The organism is Actinokineospora baliensis, from assembly GCF_016907695.1.
Classification (GTDB): Bacteria; Actinomycetota; Actinomycetes; order Mycobacteriales; family Pseudonocardiaceae; genus Actinokineospora; species Actinokineospora baliensis.
In genome coordinates, this window is sequence record NZ_JAFBCK010000001.1 from 2,693,003 (window position 1) to 2,712,276 (window position 19,274).

Consider the following 19,274-nt stretch of genomic DNA (forward strand, 5'->3'; position numbering starts at 1 on the left):
CCGTGCCGACCGCAGCCGATCCCGGATCCCGTTCCCCGCACCGGATCACGGCTTTCGCCGACCCCGCCGCCGAGTTCCTCGCGCACGCCTGCCTGACCTACGGCGCCGATGGTCCGGAGCGGATCGCGCACGCGTCGCGGCTGCTGGTCGACCACCCGTCGATCGTCGACGCCTCGTTCGCGGTCCCGGTGGTGCTGGGCGACCCGGAGCGGGTGCGGGAGTGGCTGGCCGCGGACCCGGCGGTGGCGGTCGCGCAGACCGGTCCTTTCGACTGGGAACCGTTGCTGTACCTGACCTACGGCCGTCTCGGGGTGGGTGATCCGGTCGGGGTGGCGCAGCAGTTGCTCAACGCGGGGGCGGACCCGAACTCCGGGTACCTGTGGGAGGGGCTCTCGTCGCCGTTCACCGCGGTGACCGGCTGCTTCGGCCGTGGCGAAGGGGATCAGCCACCGCACCCGGCCGGTCTGGCGCTGGCGCGCCTGCTGCTGGCCGCAGGCGCCAGCCCCAACGACAGCCAGGCGCTCTACAACTGCCAGTTCCGCTCCGACGACGCGCACCTGCGGCTGCTGTTCGAGTTCGGCCTCGGGCGGGGCGAGCCGCCGTGGACCATGGCGCCGTCGACCCGGCGGATGCTGCACGACGTGCTGCTGTGGGCGGCGTCCACCGGGCAGCGGGACCGGGTGGCGCTGCTGCTCGAGCACGGGGTCGAGGCCGATCCGGGGATCGAGGGGCACCCGATCCACGGCGGCCGCTCGCCGGTCGAGGTGGCCAGGCACCACGGGCACACGGCGGTGGCCGAGCTGCTCGCGTCCTCTGTGGATGGTTGACCGAGGGTTCGAACTCGATCACCCTGAGTCGCGGTTTCACCCTCGGTAGCCCCTTCGGGTGGTCCCGGTATCCGCCGATCGGCCGGAGGGGTTGCGCTAGGGACTACGGTCTGAGCCCGACCCCAACGCGAAAACCCTTCCGCGGAGGCCAGCCGTGCGCCCGACCGACCCCACCGACGCACCCCCCGGCGTGCGCGCGAGCGCTGGTGATCCGGCGGTGTCCGCCCAGCTCGCGGCCTTCCTGGAGCGGTTCGTCGGCGACCGGGACCTGGCCGAGCGGCTGGCCGGGCGCGCGGGCTCCGGGCGCACCAGGGCCCGGGTGTTCAGCGCGGGCTTCCGCAGTGCGCTGAATCACATCCGCCGCGATGTCCCCATGGTCGAGTTGCCCGACCTGTTCGCCGACGACCACCAGGCCGACCACACCACCGCCGTCCAAGCCACCCAGCTCGTCTGGGACGCCGCGGCGACCATGGACCCGCGCACCCTGGCCATCCTCGAACTGACCCTGCGCGATGGCCTCACCACCCGGGACCTGGCCCACGCCTTGGACGTCAGCCCCGTCCAAGCCGCCCGCCTGGCCCGCCGCGCCCGCACCACCTTCACCGACGCCGTCCACACGCACCTGGTCGCCCACGCCTACTGCCCCGGCCTGTCGACCACAGCGCCCACCGCGGTCGACCGCCACTTCCGCCGCTGCCCGCACTGCCGCGAACTGTCCAGCCGCCTCACCGCGCCGCTGGCCGTGCTCGCGGTGCTGCTCTCCGACCCGCAGCCCTCCACCGACGACCCCGCCTGGGCGCCGGTGGACCCGCGCCGCCACCTGCTCCTCAAGACCGCCATGACCCTGGCGCTCACCCTCGGTCTCACCGCGGTCCTGTCGCTGGTCCCGCACGACGCCATCCCGCCCGAATCAGCGGTTCCCGCCACGACCATCGAACTCCCGGCCGTCACCACCTCCGGGTCCGCCACCCCGACCACCACCGCGCCCAAGGGCTCGATCGCGGTGGACCCGCTGGTCGGCGGCGACGGCCCGCACTCGATCTCAGTCGACCGCTAGCCCTTGTACCCCGCGCGGCGCAGGGCGTCCGCCAGGGAACCGCTGGCCGGGGCGGCGGCGGGCTTGGGGCGCCCGCCCTGGGACCGGTCGCCCTGGGCGCGGTTGGGGCGCGGCTTGTCGCGGCGCTGACCGGGATCACCCGGCGTGGGTAGTTCGTCGTCGAGGCGCAGGGTCAGGGAGATCCGCTTGCGCGGGATGTCGACCTCCAAGACCTTCACCCGGACCACGTCACCGGACTTGACCACCTCGCGGGGGTCCTTGACGAAGTTCTTGGACAGCGCCGAGACGTGCACCAAGCCGTCCTGGTGCACGCCGATGTCGACGAAGGCACCGAAGGCGGCGACGTTGGTGACCACGCCCTCCAGGGTCATGCCGGGGCGCAGGTCGCCGAGCTTCTCCACCCCGTCGGCGAAGGTCGCGGTCTTGAACTCCGGGCGCGGGTCGCGGCCCGGCTTGTCCAGCTCCGCGATGATGTCGGTGACCGTCGGCAGGCCGAAGGTGTCGTCGATGAAGTCCTGCGCGCGCAATGCCCGCAGCTTCGGCGAGTTGCCGATCAGCGCGGTCAGGTCGCCACCGGTGCTGGCCAGGATGCGGCGGACCACCGGGTACGCCTCGGGGTGCACGCTCGAGGAGTCCAGCGGGTCGTCGCCGGAGGGGATCCGCAGGAAGCCCGCGCACTGCTCGAACGCCTTCGCCCCCAACCGGGCCACGTCCTTGAGCCCCTTGCGGCTGCGGAACGGACCGTTGGCGTCGCGGTGGGACACGATGTTCTCCGCCAGCGTCGCCCCGATGCCCGACACCCGGGTCAGCAGCGGCGCGGACGCGGTGTTGACGTCGACACCGACGCCGTTCACGCAGTCCTCGACCACCGCGTCCAGCGAGCGCGACAGCTTCACCTCGGACAGGTCGTGCTGGTACTGCCCGACGCCGATCGACTTGGGGTCGATCTTCACCAGCTCGGCCAGCGGGTCCTGCAGCCGCCGCGCGATGGACACCGCGCCGCGCAGCGACACGTCCATCCCGGGCAGCTCCTGCGCCGCGTACGCCGACGCCGAGTACACCGACGCGCCCGCCTCCGACACCACGACCTTGGTCAGCCGCAGCTCGGCGTGCTTCTTGATCAGCTCGCCCGCCAGCTTGTCGGTCTCGCGCGAGGCGGTGCCGTTGCCGATCGCGACCAGCTCGACCCGGTGCTCGGCGGCCAACCGGGCCAGCTTCGCCAGCGACTCGTCCCAGCGCTGCTGCGGCACGTGCGGGTAGATCACGTCCGTGGCCACGACCTTGCCCGTCGCGTCGACGACCGCGACCTTCACGCCGGTGCGGAAACCGGGGTCGAGCCCCATGGTCGCCCGGGTACCGGCCGGCGCGGCGAGCAGCAGGTCGCGCAGGTTCATCGCGAACACCCGCACCGCCTCGTCCTCGGCGTTCTGCCGCAACCGCGAGCGCAGGTCGATGCCCAGGTGCACCAGGATCCGCGTGCGCCAGGCCCAGCGCACCGCGTCCGAGAGCCACTTGTCACCGGGGCGGCCCTGGTCCGACACCCGGAACCGGGCGGCGATGGCGATCTCGTAGTCGCTGCGCACCAGCGGCGACGGGTCCGCGTCGGGGTCCGGCTCCAGGTTGAGGTCGAGCACCTCTTCCTTCTCACCGCGCAGCATCGCCAGGATCCGGTGCGAGGGCAGCCGCTCGAACGGCTCGGAGAACTCGAAGTAGTCGGAGAACTTCGCGCCCTCCTCTTCCTTGCCCTCGCGGACCTTCGACGCCAGCACGCCCCGCTGCCACATCCGCTCGCGCAGCTCGCCGATCAGGTCCGCGTCCTCGGCGAAGCGCTCGACCAGGATCGACCGCGCCCCCTCCAGCGCCGCCGCCACATCGGCCACACCCTTGTCCGCGTCCACGAACCCGGCCGCCACCTCGCGCGGGTCGTGCGCCGGGTCGCCGAGCAGCTGGTCGGCCAGCGGCTCGAGGCCCGCCTCGCGGGCGATCTGCGCCTTGGTGCGCCGCTTCGGCTTGTACGGCAGGTAGATGTCCTCCAGCCGCGCCTTGGAGTCGGCCGCCATGATCTGCGCGGTCAGCGCGTCGTCGAGCTTGCCCTGCTCGCGGATCGAGTCCAGGACCGCGGTCCGCCGCTCCTCCAGCTCGCGCAGGTACCGCAGCCGCTCCTCCAGGGTGCGCAGCTGCGTGTCGTCGAGCGCGCCGGTGACCTCCTTGCGGTAGCGGGCGATGAACGGCACCGTCGCGCCCCCGTCGAGCAGCTCGACGGCGGCGGTCACCTGCCGGTCGCGCACCCCGAGTTCCTCGGCGATGCGCTGGTGGATTGGTGCGGTCATCGCGTCTCGCTCCCACGTGTTGCCGGTCACTGCCCGTACCCATTCTTGCGGACCGGCACCGGGCGCGGGTGGCAGGGGCGCGCCCTGTGGACAACTCGGCGCGGCCGCGGCCCGGTCGTGGGATAAAGGTCCCGACGAGAGGAGGAGGTATGCGGGTCGGGTTGTTCCTCACCTGCCTCAACGACGCGCTGTTCCCGGCCGCGGGCAAGGCCGTGGTGCGGGTGTTGGAGCGGCTCGGGCACGAGGTCGTGTTCCCGGCCGGGCAGACCTGTTGCGGCCAGGCGCACTTCAACACCGGGTACCGCCGCGAGTGCGTCCCCCTGGCGCGCAAGTTCCTCGGCGACTTCGCCGGTCTGGACCACGTGGTGTCCCCGTCTGCCTCCTGCGTCGCCATGGTCCGGGAGAACTACCCGGAGTTGGTCGGCCAGTCACCGCCGGTGTTCGAGCTGACCGAGTTCCTGGTCGACGTCCTCGGCGTGACCGATGTCGGCGCCGCCTTCCCGCACCGCGTCACCTACCACCCCACCTGCCACGGCCTGCGCCTGCTCGACCTGGGCGACCGGCCGACGGCCCTGCTGCGCGCGGTCCGGGGCCTGCGGCTGATCGACCTCCCGGACGCCACGCACTGCTGCGGGTTCGGCGGCACGTTCGCGGTGAAGAACGCGGACACCTCGGTGGCCATGGGCACGGACAAGGCCAGGAACGTGCTGGCCACCGGGGCCGAGGTCGTGGCAGCGGTGGACAACTCCTGCCTCATGCACGTGGGCGGCCTGCTCTCGCGGTGGCGCTCGGGCACCCGCGTCATGCACGTCGCCGAGATCCTTGCGAGCGCCCCATGAGCGTCTGGCTGGGGATGCCGCCGTTCCCCGAAGCGGCGCGCGAAGCGTTGGCGGACACGCAGTTGCGGGCGAACCTGCGGGCCGCGACAGCGACGATCCGGGCGAAACGGGCCGCGGTCGTGGCCGAGCGGTCGGACTGGGAACAGCTGCGCGAGGCCGGTCGGGCGATCAAGGACCGGGCGCTGCGCGACCTCGACACGTACCTGCTCCAACTGGAGGAGCGGGTGACGGCGGCGGGCGGCACCGTGCACTGGGCGCGCGACGCGGCGGAGGCGAACCGGATCGTCATCGGACTGGTGCGCGCGGCGGGGGCAGACGGGGTCGTCAAGGTCAAGTCCATGGCGACCCAGGAGATCGAGCTCAACGAGGCGCTCGCCGCCGCCGGGATCACCGCCGTGGAAACCGATCTCGCCGAGTTGATCGTCCAACTGGGACACGACAGGCCGTCGCACATCCTGGTGCCCGCCATCCACCGCAACCGCGCCCAGATCCGCGACCTGTTCCGCCGCGAGATGCCCGGCGCGGGCGAAGACCTGACCGACGACCCGGTCGCGCTCGCCTCGGCCGCCCGCGCGCACCTGCGCCGCGAGTTCCTCACCGCCCGGGTCGCGGTCTCCGGCGCGAACTTCGCCGTCGCCGAGACCGGGTCGCTGGTGGTCGTGGAGTCCGAGGGCAACGGGCGGATGTGCCTGACCCTGCCGGAGGTCCTGATCAGCGTGGTCGGCATCGAGAAGGTCATCCCCACCGAGGCGGACCTGGAGGTCATGCTGCAGTTGCTGCCGCGCTCGGCCACCGGCGAACGCATGAACCCGTACACGTCCATCTGGCGCGGCACCACCCCCGGCGACGGTCCCCGCGAGTTCCACCTGGTGCTGCTCGACAACGGCCGCACCACCGCCCTCGCCGACGAGATCGGCCGAGACGCCCTGCGCTGCATCCGCTGCTCCGCCTGCCTCAACGTCTGCCCCGTCTACGAACGCACCGGCGGCCACGCCTACGGCTCGGTGTACCCCGGACCGATCGGCGCTATCCTCACCCCCCAACTCCGAGGCCCCGACCCGGTGGCCGACAGCCTCCCCTACGCCTCCACCTTGTGCGGCGCCTGCTTCGACGCCTGCCCCGTGAAGATCGACATCCCCCGCGCCCTGGTGCACCTGCGGACCAAGGTCGCCCACCCCGCCACCGAACAATCCACCATGCGCGCCGCCGCCTGGACCCTGACCACCCCCCGAAGATTCGCCCTAGCCCGCCGCCTCGTCCCGTTGGCCACCCGCTTCGCCCGGCTCCCCGGCCCCTGGCGCAAGTGGACCCACACCCGCGACCTGCCCGCGCCGGAGGGCGAGTCGTTCCGTGAGTGGTGGCGGAGAAGGGAGGGCAGCCCATGAGGAAGTGCTGGCTCGGCCCCGGCCCGCGCCAGACCCACATCGGGCGATCTCGGTTCGCCGCCGAATCGCTCGCGGTCCTCCGTACGGCGCCTTGGGCGACGGTGACCGTATCGGGAGGGGCGTGCTGTGGGCACCTGCGCGGCGTGAACGAGTCGGGAGGAGGCGTGCTGCGGATGCTCGTGAGGAGTTCTTGGCGCGGCTCCGTTTCCGCACCGAGCCAGCCCCGCCAGCCCAACCACTGGACACTCGGAAGCCGCCCACCCACTGCTCGATGGGGCGGACCTGTTTTGCGTGGGGTGGCGGCGTCCGTAGCGTTGTGCGCTGCAGGGCCATGCTTTTCGGCCCCAGCTTTGCGGTCCTGCCACGGGCGGCGCAGGGGCCCCGCGCAAAACAGGTTCGCCCCATCGAGCCCACCGCACCACCGCAGACCCGGTCGCAAGGCGCGAAGCGACGAGCCGCCTGGGGCGGCCAACGGGCGCCCGTGAGGAGGCCCAGGCTCGGTCGGCGCTGGGATCGCGCCGGGCGGAGGTCGGCCGGAGCGTGGATTTTGATGCTGGGCGGGTTTCGATAGCAGGGAGGCTGTGGAGGCTCGTGAGGGGATCTTGGCGCGGGCCTGGTCCGCGCTGGGCCCTTGGCCCACGGGTCGGGCTCGCTGCCTGGGCGGCCAATGGGCGCCCGTGAAGAGGCCCGGGCTCGGGCGGCGCTGGGTTCGCGCCGGTTGGGTCGTGGGCGTCGATGCGGTGGCGGTGGTGACCAAGCAGGCCGCCGTCGGTGCGGGGCAGTGTGGCTGGGCGGGTTTCGGGAGCAAGGAGGTGTGTTGTGGACGCTCGTGAGGAGGTCCTGGCGCGGATCCGGTCCGCGCTGGGTCCGCGCCGTGAGCGGGTCGATGTCCCGCGCGACTACCGCCGCGAGTTGCCCGAGGGAACCGACGTCGTGGGGTTGTTCGCGGGGCGGGTGGCGGACTACCGGGCTGATGTCCGCCGGGTCCCCGGTGGCGCTGATGTCGCCGGGGAGGTGGGGCGGGTGGTCCGGGAGTGGGGGATCCGGTCGCTGGTCGTGCCGCCGGGGTTACCGGGGGAGTACCTGTCCGGGGTGGACGTCGAGTTCCGGGGTGACAGCCCGCCGTTGACCACCGCTGAGCTCGACGACTGCGATGCCGTGATCACCGAGTGCGCCGCGGCGGTGGCGGAGACCGGGTCGTTGGTGCTCGGCCGCGACCAGGGGCGGCGGGCGTTGACGCTCATCCCCGACCGGCACATCTGCGTCGTGCGGGCCGAGCGGGTCGTCGGCACCGTGCCCCAGGTCCTCTCGGTGCCGCCGCCGGTCACCTGGGTCAGCGGGCCGTCGGCCACCAGCGACATCGAACTCCACCGGGTGGAAGGGGTGCACGGGCCGCGCACCCTGCTGGTGCTCATCGTGGGTTCGTGAGCCACTGACGTGACTGCGCGTCGCAGTGTCCACAGTGGTGCAGCCCGCGCGCCCGATCGGTGTGGTCCACTCTCGACACTGTCGCGCCGGACAGCACGGGCTGTGGTCCACAGTGGCCACCGCGTCACCCGTTGGTATGCGGGGTGATACCCGGATTAGTGGTCTGCCCGTCGACCCATTGGCGAGTTGGCTGCGCCGCGCCCACGATCGGATGGGGGGAACCGCCATCCGATAGGAGGACCTGTGCGCCTACTGCGAAATCCGGCCGGGACGCCGCTCGCTCTCGCTCTCGCCGTTTCCCTTGCGACAGTCGGCTTGGCCCCCACCCCGGCGACAGCGGCGCCACCGGGTGTCGTGCCCTCCACGGTGGACGTCGTGCTCACCCCGGGCGCGTCGACGACCATCACCAAGGTCGTGACCACCCCGACCATCCCCAACAACCCGGACGTGGTGTTCCTCGCCGACACCACCGGCAGCATGGGCGCGGCCATCGCCAACGTGCGGGCCAACATCGGCAGCATCACCGGCTCCGTGCTCAGCGAACAGCCGACCGCGCGCTTCGGCGTCGCGGAGTTCAAGGACATGAAGGACGCCGTCCCGTTCCGGGTCAACCAGCAGCTCACCGCGGACGTCGGCCTCGTGCAGACCGCCACCACCCAGTGGGTGGCCGGTGGCGGCTACGACTTCCCCGAGGACCAGATCAACGCCCTCTACCAACTGGCCAACGGGGCGGTGAACTTCCGCGCGGGCAGCACCCGGGTGATCGCCATGTTCGGTGACGCGCCCTCGCACGACCCCAGCGGCGGCTACACCCTCGACGACGCCATCGCCGTGCTGCAGGCCGCCAGGGTCCGGGTGATCGCGGTGAACGCCGCGGGCCTCGACAGCAAGAAACAGGCCACCGCCCTGGTCAACGCCACCGGCGGCAGCCTGATCAACAACGTCTCCTCGGCGGGCGTGCCGCAGGCCCTGGTCGACGGCCTGCGCGGGATCAAGGCGACCGTCAGCCCGACCGTCACCTCCTGCGCGCCGGAGCTGTCGGTCAGCACCACCCCGGTCGGCAGCGCCTCGGTCGCGGGCGGGCAGGCGGCCACCTTCACCGAGACCATCACGGTCAGCCCGAGCGCGGCCCCCGGCAACTACACCTGCGTTGTCGACTACCTCGTCGACGGCGTCTCGCTCGGCTACGTGCAGACCAGCACCATCCGGGTGCTCGGCCTGTCCATCAACGACGTCACGGTGCAGGAACCGACCCTGCTCACCGTCGGCTCCGCGGTGTTCACGGTGACGCTGAACGCGGCGTCCACCTCGCCGGTCACCGTCAACTACGCGACCGTCGCGGGCACCGCCACCCTCGCCGACTTCACCCCGGTCTCCGGCACGCTCACCTTCGCGCCGGGGGAGACGACCAAGACCATCGCGGTGCCGGTCTTGCCGGACCTGCTCGACGAACCGACCGAGACCTTCCAAGTCGTGCTCTCCGCCGCGACCGGGGCCGGGATCGTCAGGGCCACCGGCACCGCGACCATCGCCGACGGCAACCGCAACGGCAGCTACACCTGCCAGGCGACCGCGGCCAAGCTGATCATCCTCAACGCCATCGGCGCGTCGGCGGCGGTGGCCAACTCGGCCAACGACCCGTGCGCGGAGGACACGAAGACGCTGATCAACGCCAGCCTGCCCAACGGCATCCTGACCGTGATCACCGGTGACGTGGACGCCACCACCGACCTCATCCCGGACAACCAGGCCTCCGTGCCGGCCGCGGGTGACGGGGCGCGGTCGACGGCCAACGTCAGCAGCACCACGATCAGCCTGCTCGGCCTGGCCAACATCCAGGTCGGCGCGGTGACCGCCACCGCGGGCTTCACCTGCACCGCCGGTGCGGGCGGGGTGCTCACCCCGGTGTTCAGCGCCTCGTCGAACGTGGCGTCGCTGCGGGTCAACGGGCTCACCGTGGCCGTCGGCAGCGGCACCCTGGTGATCCCGCTGGTCGTCGGTCAGCTGCGGATCAACGCGACCACGACCGTCAACGGCGAGTACACCCGCCAGGCGTTCGCCCTGGACACCACGCTGGGCACGGTCGTGCTCGGTGAGGCGAAGGTCGGGGTGAAGGGCACGACGCTCAACAGCACCGGCAACCCCTGCGCGGCCTGACGTGCGCGGGCCCCGCTCCGGATCTCCGGAGCGGGGCCCGTTCGGTCGTGATCGCTCAGACCGCGGTCACGCCGGTGGCTTGCGGGCCCTTGGAGCCCTGACCGACCTCGTAGCGCACCTTCTGGTTCTCCTCCAGCGTCCGGAAACCGGTCGTCTGAATCTCCGAGTAGTGCACGAACACGTCGGCGCCGCCGTCGTCGGGGGCGATGAATCCGTACCCCTTCTCCGAGTTGAACCACTTGACGGTGCCCTGGGCCATGCTGATCTCCTAGCCGTCCTGCTGGAGGGTGACCGCTGGTGCGGACATCCCGGCCGCGCCACCACCGCCGCGGTGACGACCCCGGACACCCCGGTGGGCCCACCGGAGCGTCACCGGCGCGATGCGGGCGACCACAGCCAGTCAACCACAACGGACCGACAACGGGGAGCGGCTCATCTACCCCGGTCCGGTGCTCCCGCGGTCAGCGCCGAGAGCGCGCACAGCCCCGCCCACACCCCGGCCACCACCGCCGACTTCCGCCGAGCCTCGGCGTCGGGCAACCCGGTCCCGAACCCCACCGCATCCGCCACGTCCGCGGCCACCCGCACCGCGATCGCCGTACGAAGCGGTTTGCCAGCCGGGGCGACCGCCATCGCCAGCCCCGTGGCCACATCCCGCACCCCGATGCTCCTGGTCAGCACCGCCACCCCACGCGCGGGCTCCCCAGTAGAAGTCACCAACCCCGTCGGCCGCGCCATCAGGGCGGGCCGCACCGCCACCGCGGCCCCGTACAGCGCGGTCGCGATCCCCAGCACCCGCGGCACCCAACTCAACTTCACCATGGCGGCGAGGCTACCCACGGTGGCCCCCGATCACCGCCCGAGAACGCGGCAGGCCCAGCGCCAGCCGCCTGGTAGGCCTCTGCGTGCAGGGGCGCCTGCGCGGCGATGCGTCGAAGTTGCCCCGTCGGGACGCGGCCGTTGTGGCGGCGAGCCTTCCTGTGGCGGCTGCCGATCACCGCCCGAGAGTGCCGTGCAAGGTCTCGGCGAAGGATTCCCGGGACGGCCCAGGCGTCGAGTGGTGGGCACCGCTGCGGCGATGCGGCTAAGGGTGATCCTGTCAAGGCGTGCGGCTAGGGCACTGCGTAGGTGGCGGCGAGCCTTCCCAAAGTGGGCACCGCCCGCGAACTCCCGCAGCGCCTCTGAGTTGGACGCCTTCGGTGCCCAGCGACATGGCGCCCGCGCAGGCGGCCTCTCCGCAGCGGCCGCCGATCACCGCTCGAGGATGCCGTGCAGGGCCTCGGTGAAGGACTCTCGGAACCCCTCGGCGTCCAGCGGCATCGCGCCTGCTCCGGCGATGCGGTCGAAGATCATTCCGTCGAGGAAGGCGACCAGGGCTCGGCCCTGGCGTTGTGGGTCCTTGGCGCCTGCGGCCGCGAGTAGGTCCGCGGCCAAGACCCGGTAGCGCTCGCCGACCGCCACCAGGGCCTCGCGCAGTTCTGGGCGGCGGGTTGCCTCTATGGACAGCTCGTACCTGGCGACCATGCGGTCTCGGTTCACCGTCGCAGATCTCTCCGCCATGCCTGCCATCAGGGCGGCCAGGTGTTCGGCGGTGATCCGGGCGGGTACCGGGGTGACCGGGGCGAGTTCGTCGGCGTCCAGGTCGGCCAGTCGCTGGACGGTCGCGGCCAACAGGGCGTGGCGGGTGCGGAAGTAGTACGAGCAGGAACCCTCGGGCAGGCCCGCCGCCCGGTCCACGGCGCGGTGGGTCAGTCCTCGGAGGCCTTCGCGGGCGAGTGTGGCGATCGCCGCATCGGTGAGCTCGGTTCGTCGCACTCTACAAGTGTAGAGTGCTCTACAGATGTAGAGCACGGGGAGGGGATATGCGGACAGCGGCGGTGGTGGGCGGCGGGATCGCGGGCCTGGCGACGGCGATCGGGCTCGCCGGGCGGGGTTGGCGGCCGACAGTGTTCGAGCGGGCGGCGGAGTTCGGCGAGGTCGGGGCCGGGATCTCGCTGTGGCGCAACGCGCTGCGGGCGCTGGACGCGATCGGTGTCGGCGACCAGGTGCGGGCCAGGGGGTCCAACCCGGGCAACGGCGGACTGCGGGACAAGAACGGCCGCTGGTTGGCGCGGAGTTCGGCCGCGGACCTCGCGATGGTCCACCGCGCGGACCTGCTGGAGGTGCTGCTCAGCGCGGTCCCGCCGGATGTCCTGCGCCCTGGGACGCCGGTGGACGACCTGGCCGTCGTCGACGGCAAGCCTGTGGTCAACGGCTCGCGGTTCGACCTGCTCGTTGGCGCCGACGGCCTCCGCAGCACCGTTCGTGCCGCCTTCTGGCCAGACGCGCAACCACCGCGCCCCACGGGGCACACCGCGTGGCGCATGGTCCTACCAGCGCGAGACGTATCTGCCAGCGAGACCTGGGGTGACCGCCAGGTCTTCGGGATCTTCCCCATGAGCGACGACCGGGTCTATGCCTACGCGGCCGCCGTAGTCCCGCCGAACACCGCCTTCCCCGACGGCGACCTGGCCGAACTCCGGCGCCGTTTCGGCGACTGGCACGACCCCATCCCGGACTTGGTCAACCGCGCCGAGACCGTCTTAAGGCATGACCTCTACTACCTGCCCGAATTGCCCACATATGTACGTGGTCCCGTCGCTCTAGTAGGCGACGCGGCGCATGCAATGACCCCCAACATGGGCCAGGGCGGCTGTCAGGCGTTGGAGGACGCGGTCACCTTGGCGGCTCTAGCCGACGACCTGGCGCAGTACGACGCGGTGCGTAGGCCACGCTCGCAAGCCATAGCCCGCCGCTCCCTCACCACCGGCAAGCTCGTCCACAGCGGGGCGCCGTGGCGCAACACCCTGGTCCGCCTGCTCCCGACCGGCCTGCTCAACCGCGCCGTCGAGCGGACACTCGACTGGTACCCGCCGGTCACGCCGCTCGGGTAGGGGAAGATCGGGGGGTGCACCCAGCCGCGACCAACGACCTCTGGCAACAGATCTTCGGCGACCAGTGGGAGCCGCCGAACACGATGGTGCTGGTCACCGCCGGTATCGCCCTGGTCCTGGTAGCGGTCAACGCGTTCTGGCGCCCCGCGCGCAACGTGATCACCATCGTGCACGAGGCGGGCCACGCCCTCATCGCCGTCCTGGCCGGTCGCCGCCTGGCCGGGATCCGCCTGCACTCCGACACCTCGGGTGTCACGGTCTCCCGGGGCAAGCCGGAGGGCCCCGGGATGATCTGCACCGCCCTGGCGGGCTACGTCGCGCCATCCCTGCTGGGGCTGGCCTTCGCCGCGCTGCTGGGCACCGACCGCGTGACCGCCGTGCTGGTGATCTGCGCCGTCCTCCTCTTCGCCGTCCTGGTCATGATCCGCAACGCCTACGGCGTGTTCACCGTGGTCGCCACCGGCGCGGTCCTCTTCGCCGTGTCCTGGCTGGCCACCGACGAGGTCCAGGGCGCCTTCGCGTACCTGATCGCCTGGTTCCTCCTGCTCGGCGGCCTGCGCCCCGTGTTCGAACTCCAGGGCAAACGCCGCCAGGGCCAGGCCCAGGACTCCGACGCCGACCAGCTGGCCCGCCTCACCGGCGCTCCCGCGTTCTTCTGGGTGGGCACCTTCGCCATGGTCAACTTCGGCTCGGTCCTGCTGGCGGCGGGCTGGCTCCTGCTCTAGACCGGGATCCACCCGTGTCCTGCCCACCCCCCGACCCGTTGTGCTCACTGAGACCCCCACCCGAAAGGTCGGCACCATGACCGAGGCACAAGGGCGGCCCCAGCGACGCACCCAACGCGAGCGCCGCGAGGCCACTGTCGGCAAGCTTGTCGACGCGACGATCACCGCGATCTCCGAGGTGGGCTACGCCAGGGCCTCCGTCCAGGAGATCTGCGGTCGCGCGGGGGTCTCCCACGGTGGGCTCTTCCGGCACTTCGAGACCCGCCTGGACCTCATCGTCACCGTGGCCGAGGAGGTGGGGCGGCGGCAGATCGAGAACTTCCTGGCCCGCGTGCACCCCTTCTTCGAAGCCGAGGGCAGCGACTTCCTCGAGGTCCTGCGCGCCATCCGCGAGGCGTCCCGCTCCCCGCTCAACATCGTCTGGTTCGAGCTGCTGCTGGCCGCCCGCACCGACGAAGAGCTGCGGACCCGGCTCGCGCCGACCATCGAGTCCTACTCCAAGGACATCTACCTGACCGCGCTGCGCATCCCGGCGATCGCCGCCCAGCCGGACGAGATCCGGCAGGTCGCGGTGTTCACCGGCCTGCACATGTTCGACGGCGAGACCTTCGTCAACGCCGTCTACCCGAGGCCGGACCTCGACGAGAAGCGGCTCCAGCTCGTCGCCGCCTTCTACGCCTCGACGGTCCAACCGCACCACTAGGGCAGACTGCACGCCTAGCGCGACCTAGGCGAAAGGATCGACCGTGACCGACCAGACCACCATCGGCGAACTCGTTTCCGCGTGCGCGACCAGGGCGTTCGCCGCGGCGCCGTCGTTGGCGGGGGCGGACGACGAGACGATCGACAACGCCATCGCCGAGATGGCGGCCCGGCTGTCCTCGGCGCGGGCCAAGGTGCTGGCCGCCAACGCCGAGGACGTCGCCGCCGCTGAGGCGTCGGGGATGAGCGGTGGTCTGCTCGACCGGCTGCGCATCACCGACCAGCGGCTCACCGACATGGCCGAGCAGTTGCGCCTGCTCGCCTCCGTGGCCCACCCGCAGCGGTCCCGCCAGATCGGCACCCTCGACGGCGGACTCAAGCTCGTCGAGCTGCGCAGGCCCGTCGGCGTCATCGGCGCCAACTACGAGGCCCGACCCAACGTCACCGTGGACGTCGCCTCCCAGCTGGTGAAGTCCCGCAACGGGGGCGTCCTGCGCACCGGTTCCGCCGCCCTGCGCTCCGCGACCACCCTCATCGAGCACGTCGTGGCCCCCGCCCTGTCCGACGCGGGCCTGGACCCCGACGCGATCCAGCTCGTCCCCAGCCCGGACCGCGAAGCCGCCGGTGCGCTGGTGGACCTGCCGCACCTCGTCCCCCTCGTGATCCTGCGCGGCAGCGGCGAGAGCACCCGCGAACTGGGCCGCCGCGCCGCCGCCTCCGGGGTGCGCACCCTCGCGCACGCCGACGGCGGGGGAGTCCTCTACTACGACACCAAGGCCGACCCGGCGGTCGCCGAGGACCTCATCACCCGCAGCCTCGACCGCCTCGGCGTCTGCAACCGGCTCAACCTCCTGCTGGTCCACCGCGACGTCTACGACTCCGCGCTGCCCGGCATCCAGTCCGCCCTGGCCGCGGCGGGCGTCACCGCCTCACTGGCGCCGCACGAGCACGCCATCGGCTACGAGTGGGCGCTGGACTCCGACCGCGAGGCCACCGTCACCATCGCCCAGGTCGACGACCTCAAGCACGCGGCCGCCATCGCCAACACCGAGACCTCCGGCCTGGCCGCGGGCATCGTCACCACCGACCGCGCGCGGGCCGACGAGTTCATCGCCGCGTACACCGGAACGGGTGTCTTCTGGAACGCCCCCACCCGGCTGCTGGACGGGTTCAAGCTGCTCGGCGTGCCGGAGACGGGGATCAACATCGACCGCGTGCCCGGCCCGCGCGGCCCGGTCACCTTCACCGACCTGACCCTGCGCCAGTACGCCGTCCTGCCGGTGTGAGCTGGGCAACTGCTGATCCACAGTTGTCCACAGCACACCGTCCCCACCCGAGCCCGGGCCCACCGCCGGGGCTACGATCCCCCCAACGGGCCGTTCTGCCGGTCCGGACGAGGACGCCCACCACCAGCAGCAGGAGGCAGGAGTGACGGCAGTAGCCCCGCAGCCGATCGCCACGCGGCCCTACCCGGCGCGCGAGACGGCCAAGGGTTCGTACCTGCTGCGGCTGTTCCGCACCACGGACCACAAGCAGATCGGGATCATGTACCTGGTCACCTCGTTCGCCTTCTTCATGGTGGGCGGCGCGATGGCCATGCTGATCCGGTCCGAGCTGGCCGTGCCAGGCCAGCAGTTCCTGTCGCAGGAGCAGTACAACCAGCTGTTCACCATGCACGGCACGATCATGCTGCTGCTGTACGCGACGCCGATCCTGTTCGGGTTCGCCAACTTCGTGCTGCCGCTGCAGATCGGCTCGCCCGACGTGGCGTTCCCCCGGTTGAACGCGTTCTCGTACTGGCTGTACCTGTTCGGCGGCATCATCGTGATGTTCGGGTTCCTCACCCCCGGCGGTGCCGCTGACTTCGGTTGGTTCGCCTACACGCCGCTGTCGGACAAGATCCACTCGCCCGGCGTCGGCGCGGACCTGTGGATCACCGGTCTGGCGGTCGGTGGTCTGGGCACCATCCTCGGCGCGGTCAACATGCTGACCACCATCGTCTGCCTGCGCGCGCCCGGCATGACCATGTTCCGGATGCCGATCTTCACCTGGAACATCCTGATCACCAGCGTGCTGGTGCTGCTCGCGTTCCCGATCCTCACCGCGGCGCTGTTCGGGCTCTTGGCCGACCGCCAACTCGGGGCGCACGTGTTCGACCCGGCCAACGGCGGCGTCATCCTCTGGCAGCACCTGTTCTGGTTCTTCGGCCATCCCGAGGTGTACATCGTCGCGTTGCCGTTCTTCGGCATCGTCTCGGAGATCTTCCCGGTCTTCAGCCGCAAGCCGCTCTTCGGCTACCGCGGCCTGGTCTACGCGACCCTGGGCATCGCGGCGCTGTCGGTGACCGTGTGGGCGCACCACATGTACGCCACCGGCGCGGTGCTGCTGCCGTTCTTCTCCTTCATGACCTTCCTCATCGCGGTGCCGACCGGCGTGAAGTTCTTCAACTGGATCGGCACCATGTGGAAGGGGCAGTTGACCTTCGAGACCCCGATGCTGTTCAGCGTCGGCTTCCTGGTCACCTTCCTCTTCGGCGGCCTCACCGGCGTGCTGCTGGCCGCCCCGGCGATCGACTTCCACGTCTCCGACACGTACTTCGTCGTCGCCCACTTCCACTACGTGCTCTACGGCACGATCGTGTTCGCCACCTTCGCGGGCATCTACTTCTGGTTCCCGAAGATCACCGGCCGGTTCCTCGACGAACCGCTGGGCAAGCTGCACTTCTGGACCACGTTCATCGGCTTCCACGGCACGTTCCTGGTCCAGCACTGGCTGGGCAACGAGGGCATGCCGCGCCGCTACGCCGACTACCTGCCCAGCGACGGCTTCACCACGCTGAACACGATCTCCACCATCGGCGCGTACATCCTGGGCGCCTCGACGCTGCCGTTCATCTACAACGTGTTCAAGAGCTACCGCTACGGCGAGATCACCACCGCCGACGACCCGTGGGGCTACGGCAACTCCCTGGAGTGGGCCACCAGCTCCCCGCCGCCGCGGCACAACTTCACCGAGCTGCCCAGGATCCGCTCCGAGCGGCCCGCGTTCGACCTGCACTACCCGCACATGCGGGAGGCGACCGAGGCGGACAAGTACGTGGGTCTGCTCGGTGGCCACGGCCACAAACCGGCCCCTTCCGAGGTCATTGCCGAGAAGATGAACCCCGACGAGATCTCGAAGGGCGACCCCACGTTGCCCAATTGAGCGAACCCGGCCGCTCGGCGCTGACCGAGCGGAGCCGGTGGAAGGACTGAGACGGGTGGAGCCCAGGCGCGCGAGCTGCCTTCGCTCCACCCGTCTTCGCGTTTCCGGAAGATCCACTGTGGACTTCCCGGCCCGGTCGGCGGCAGCCGAAGGTGTCTGCCACGGGCGCCGATCAGGGCAACTCCACGCGGTCCCTGCCCTGACGGCAGCCGACGACGCCTGCCGGGGGCGCACCAGCCCCGCCGGGGACCGCGGGCACCACCCCCGCCGTGACCCGACCGGGGGACGGGCCGCCGTCCGCACCACGCGCAGTCACCCATCAGCCGGACGCCGGGGCGGCGGACGGCCAGTCGTCATGGGAGTCACCGGATCGTGTCCACCTCAGCTGGTCCCCGCCAGACCCCTGTCCTGATCACGGTCACCGGACCGGACAAGCCGGGGGTCTCCTCCGTGCTGTTCGCCGCGCTGACCAGGCACGGCGTCGACATCCTCGACGTCGAGCAGGTCGTCATCCGCGGCCAACTGGTGCTCGGCGCGCTGGTCAGCACCGACCACGACCCCGAGGGCCTGCAGGAGTCCGTCGAGCAGGCCATGGCCACCGTCGCCATGCGGGTCGACGTGGAGATCGGCGTCGACCCGCAGCCGCGCGGCGGGTCCACCCACGTGCTGGTCGTGCTCGGCCGCCCGGTCAGCGCCCGCGCCCTGGGCGAGGTGGCCCGCAAGCTGGCCCAGCTCGAGGTCAACATCGACTCCATCCGCCGGGTCGCCGACTACCCGGTCACCGGCCTGGAACTGCGCGTGTCGGTCCCGCAGGACACCGACGAGGCCGACGCGGCGCTGCGGTCGGTGCTGGCCAGGCTGTCGGTCAAGGTGGGCCTCGACATCGCCGTGGAGCGCGACCTGCTCGCCCGCCGCGCCAAGCGCCTGATCGTCTTCGACGTCGACTCCACCCTGATCCAGGGCGAGGTCATCGAGATGCTGGCCGCCAAGGCCGGGTGCGAGGCCGAGGTCCGCGAGATCACCGAGGCCGCCATGCGCGGCGAGATCGACTTCACCGAGAGCCTGCACCGCCGCGTGGCCACCCTGGCTGGCCTGCCCGCCGCGGTCCTCGACGAGGTGGCCGCCGAGGTCCAGCTGACCCCCGGCGCCCGCACCACCATCCGCACCCTCAAGCGCCTCGGCTACCGCTGCGGCGTCGTCTCCGGCGGCTTCACCGCCATCATCGACCGCATCGGCGCCGACCTCGGCCTCGACTTCCAAGCCGCCAACGAACTCGAGGTCGTCGACGGCACCCTCACCGGCCGCGTCATCGGCGAGGTCGTCGACCGCGAGGGCAAGTCCGTGGCCCTGCGCCACTTCGCCGAGGCCTTCCACATCCCCCTCACCCAATGCGTAGCCGTCGGCGACGGCGCCAACGACATCGACATGCTCGCCACCGCGGGCCTCGGCATCGCCTTCAACGCCAAACCCGCCCTCCGCGAAGTGGCCGACACCGCCCTCTCCCACCCCTACCTCGACGCCGTCCTCTTCGTCCTGGGCGTCACCCGAGACGAGATCGAAGCCGCCGACCTCGCCGACGGGCTGGACCCGGAACGCCTTTAGGGCCACCGGGTCCGCCGCTGGGAAGCGTGCTGTAATCAGCAGCGCTGGTCCGGGGAATCTCACCTTCCCCGGACCAGCGCCTACC

16 protein-coding genes are annotated in these 19,274 nt (G+C 71.4%); 12 read left to right on the forward strand and 4 right to left on the reverse strand.

Features of this window, described 5'->3' with window-relative positions:
• Positions 1–2: 2 nt before the first annotated feature.
• Together JOD54_RS12885 and JOD54_RS12890 are read left to right on the forward strand one after the other, a co-directional pair.
• Positions 3–827 carry a hypothetical protein gene (locus tag JOD54_RS12885; RefSeq protein WP_204450762.1) on the forward strand — a complete coding sequence of 275 codons (825 nt, stop codon included), beginning with the start codon at positions 3–5 and terminating at the stop codon, positions 825–827.
• Positions 828–981: 154 nt separating this feature from the next.
• Positions 982–1,884 carry an RNA polymerase sigma factor gene (locus tag JOD54_RS12890; protein ID WP_204450763.1) on the forward strand — a complete coding sequence of 301 codons (903 nt, stop codon included), beginning with the start codon at positions 982–984 and terminating at the stop codon, positions 1,882–1,884.
• Here the strand turns inward: JOD54_RS12890 and JOD54_RS12895 are convergent.
• A complete protein-coding gene (locus JOD54_RS12895; RefSeq protein WP_204450764.1) occupies positions 1,881–4,214 on the reverse strand; it encodes a Tex family protein in 2,334 nt (777 codons plus the stop codon). The two genes, JOD54_RS12890 and JOD54_RS12895, sit on opposite strands and share 4 nt — an antisense overlap.
• 149 nt (positions 4,215–4,363) lie before the next feature.
• On the opposite strand from JOD54_RS12895, the gene JOD54_RS12900 reads away from it, so the two are divergent.
• The 4 genes from JOD54_RS12900 to JOD54_RS12915 all read left to right on the forward strand — a co-directional run bounded on the left by JOD54_RS12900 (position 4,364) and on the right by JOD54_RS12915 (position 10,023).
• Positions 4,364–5,053, forward strand: a complete 690-nt coding sequence (locus JOD54_RS12900; RefSeq protein ID WP_204450765.1) for a (Fe-S)-binding protein — start codon at positions 4,364–4,366, stop codon at positions 5,051–5,053.
• The gene (locus JOD54_RS12905; protein ID WP_204450766.1) at positions 5,050–6,438 is read left to right on the forward strand and encodes a lactate utilization protein B; all 1,389 of its coding nucleotides are present in this window, start codon (positions 5,050–5,052) and stop codon (positions 6,436–6,438) included. The genes JOD54_RS12900 and JOD54_RS12905 overlap by 4 nt, the downstream gene beginning before the upstream one ends.
• An 819-nt stretch (positions 6,439–7,257) precedes the next feature.
• Positions 7,258–7,866 carry a LutC/YkgG family protein gene (locus tag JOD54_RS12910; protein ID WP_307859980.1) on the forward strand — a complete coding sequence of 203 codons (609 nt, stop codon included), beginning with the start codon at positions 7,258–7,260 and terminating at the stop codon, positions 7,864–7,866.
• 243 nt (positions 7,867–8,109) lie between these two features.
• Positions 8,110–10,023 carry a Calx-beta domain-containing protein gene (locus JOD54_RS12915; protein ID WP_307859981.1) on the forward strand — a complete coding sequence of 638 codons (1,914 nt, stop codon included), beginning with the start codon at positions 8,110–8,112 and terminating at the stop codon, positions 10,021–10,023.
• A gap of 55 nt (positions 10,024–10,078) precedes the next feature.
• Here JOD54_RS12915 and JOD54_RS12920 read toward each other — a convergent pair whose 3' ends face one another.
• From JOD54_RS12920 to JOD54_RS12930, 3 genes are all read right to left on the reverse strand, one after another.
• Entirely contained in the window at positions 10,079–10,282 is a 204-nt protein-coding gene (locus JOD54_RS12920; RefSeq protein WP_204450768.1) for a cold-shock protein, read from the reverse strand.
• 173 nt (positions 10,283–10,455) lie between these two features.
• Positions 10,456–10,845 (reverse strand): hypothetical protein, encoded by a 390-nt coding sequence (locus JOD54_RS12925; RefSeq protein ID WP_204450769.1) that lies wholly within the window; start codon positions 10,843–10,845, stop codon positions 10,456–10,458.
• Positions 10,846–11,274: 429 nt separating this feature from the next.
• Positions 11,275–11,838, reverse strand: a complete 564-nt coding sequence (locus JOD54_RS12930) for a TetR/AcrR family transcriptional regulator (RefSeq protein WP_307859982.1) — start codon at positions 11,836–11,838, stop codon at positions 11,275–11,277.
• A 47-nt stretch (positions 11,839–11,885) separates the two neighbouring features.
• Here JOD54_RS12930 and JOD54_RS12935 point away from each other — a divergent pair, with 47 nt between their 5' ends.
• The 6 genes from JOD54_RS12935 to serB all read left to right on the forward strand — a co-directional run bounded on the left by JOD54_RS12935 (position 11,886) and on the right by serB (position 19,189).
• Complete coding sequence (locus tag JOD54_RS12935) at positions 11,886–12,956, forward strand: FAD-dependent oxidoreductase (RefSeq protein WP_204450770.1); 1,071 nt, start codon at positions 11,886–11,888, stop codon at positions 12,954–12,956.
• Between the two features lie 83 nt (positions 12,957–13,039).
• Positions 13,040–13,681, forward strand: a complete 642-nt coding sequence (locus tag JOD54_RS12940; protein ID WP_204456248.1) for a M50 family metallopeptidase — start codon at positions 13,040–13,042, stop codon at positions 13,679–13,681.
• A gap of 76 nt (positions 13,682–13,757) precedes the next feature.
• Positions 13,758–14,384: a TetR/AcrR family transcriptional regulator gene (locus JOD54_RS12945; protein WP_204450771.1), complete on the forward strand. Its 627-nt coding sequence runs from the start codon at positions 13,758–13,760 to the stop codon at positions 14,382–14,384.
• 43 nt (positions 14,385–14,427) lie between these two features.
• On the forward strand, positions 14,428–15,669 hold the full coding sequence (locus JOD54_RS12950) for an aldehyde dehydrogenase family protein (RefSeq protein ID WP_204450772.1): 1,242 nt from the start codon (positions 14,428–14,430) through the stop codon (positions 15,667–15,669).
• Between the two features lie 142 nt (positions 15,670–15,811).
• Positions 15,812–17,587: an aa3-type cytochrome oxidase subunit I gene (gene ctaD, locus JOD54_RS12955; RefSeq protein ID WP_204450773.1), complete on the forward strand. Its 1,776-nt coding sequence runs from the start codon at positions 15,812–15,814 to the stop codon at positions 17,585–17,587.
• A gap of 372 nt (positions 17,588–17,959) precedes the next feature.
• A complete protein-coding gene (gene serB, locus JOD54_RS12960) occupies positions 17,960–19,189 on the forward strand; it encodes a phosphoserine phosphatase SerB (RefSeq protein ID WP_204450774.1) in 1,230 nt (409 codons plus the stop codon).
• Positions 19,190–19,274: the final 85 nt, after the last annotated feature.

Bases quoted from the DNA above. Each gene is read 5' to 3' on its own strand.
- JOD54_RS12905 (WP_204450766.1), top strand. From the start codon at position 5,050: ATGAGCGTCTGGCTGGGGATGCCGCCGTTCCCCGAAGCGGCGCGCGAA.
- JOD54_RS12940 (WP_204456248.1), top strand. From the start codon at position 13,040: ATGGTGCTGGTCACCGCCGGTATCGCCCTGGTCCTGGTAGCGGTCAAC.
- JOD54_RS12945 (WP_204450771.1), top strand. From the start codon at position 13,758: ATGACCGAGGCACAAGGGCGGCCCCAGCGACGCACCCAACGCGAGCGC.
- JOD54_RS12935 (WP_204450770.1), top strand. From the start codon at position 11,886: ATGCGGACAGCGGCGGTGGTGGGCGGCGGGATCGCGGGCCTGGCGACG.
- JOD54_RS12920 (WP_204450768.1), bottom strand. From the start codon at position 10,282: ATGGCCCAGGGCACCGTCAAGTGGTTCAACTCGGAGAAGGGGTACGGA.
- JOD54_RS12925 (WP_204450769.1), bottom strand. From the start codon at position 10,845: ATGGTGAAGTTGAGTTGGGTGCCGCGGGTGCTGGGGATCGCGACCGCG.
- JOD54_RS12900 (WP_204450765.1), top strand. From the start codon at position 4,364: ATGCGGGTCGGGTTGTTCCTCACCTGCCTCAACGACGCGCTGTTCCCG.
- JOD54_RS12895 (WP_204450764.1), bottom strand. From the start codon at position 4,214: ATGACCGCACCAATCCACCAGCGCATCGCCGAGGAACTCGGGGTGCGC.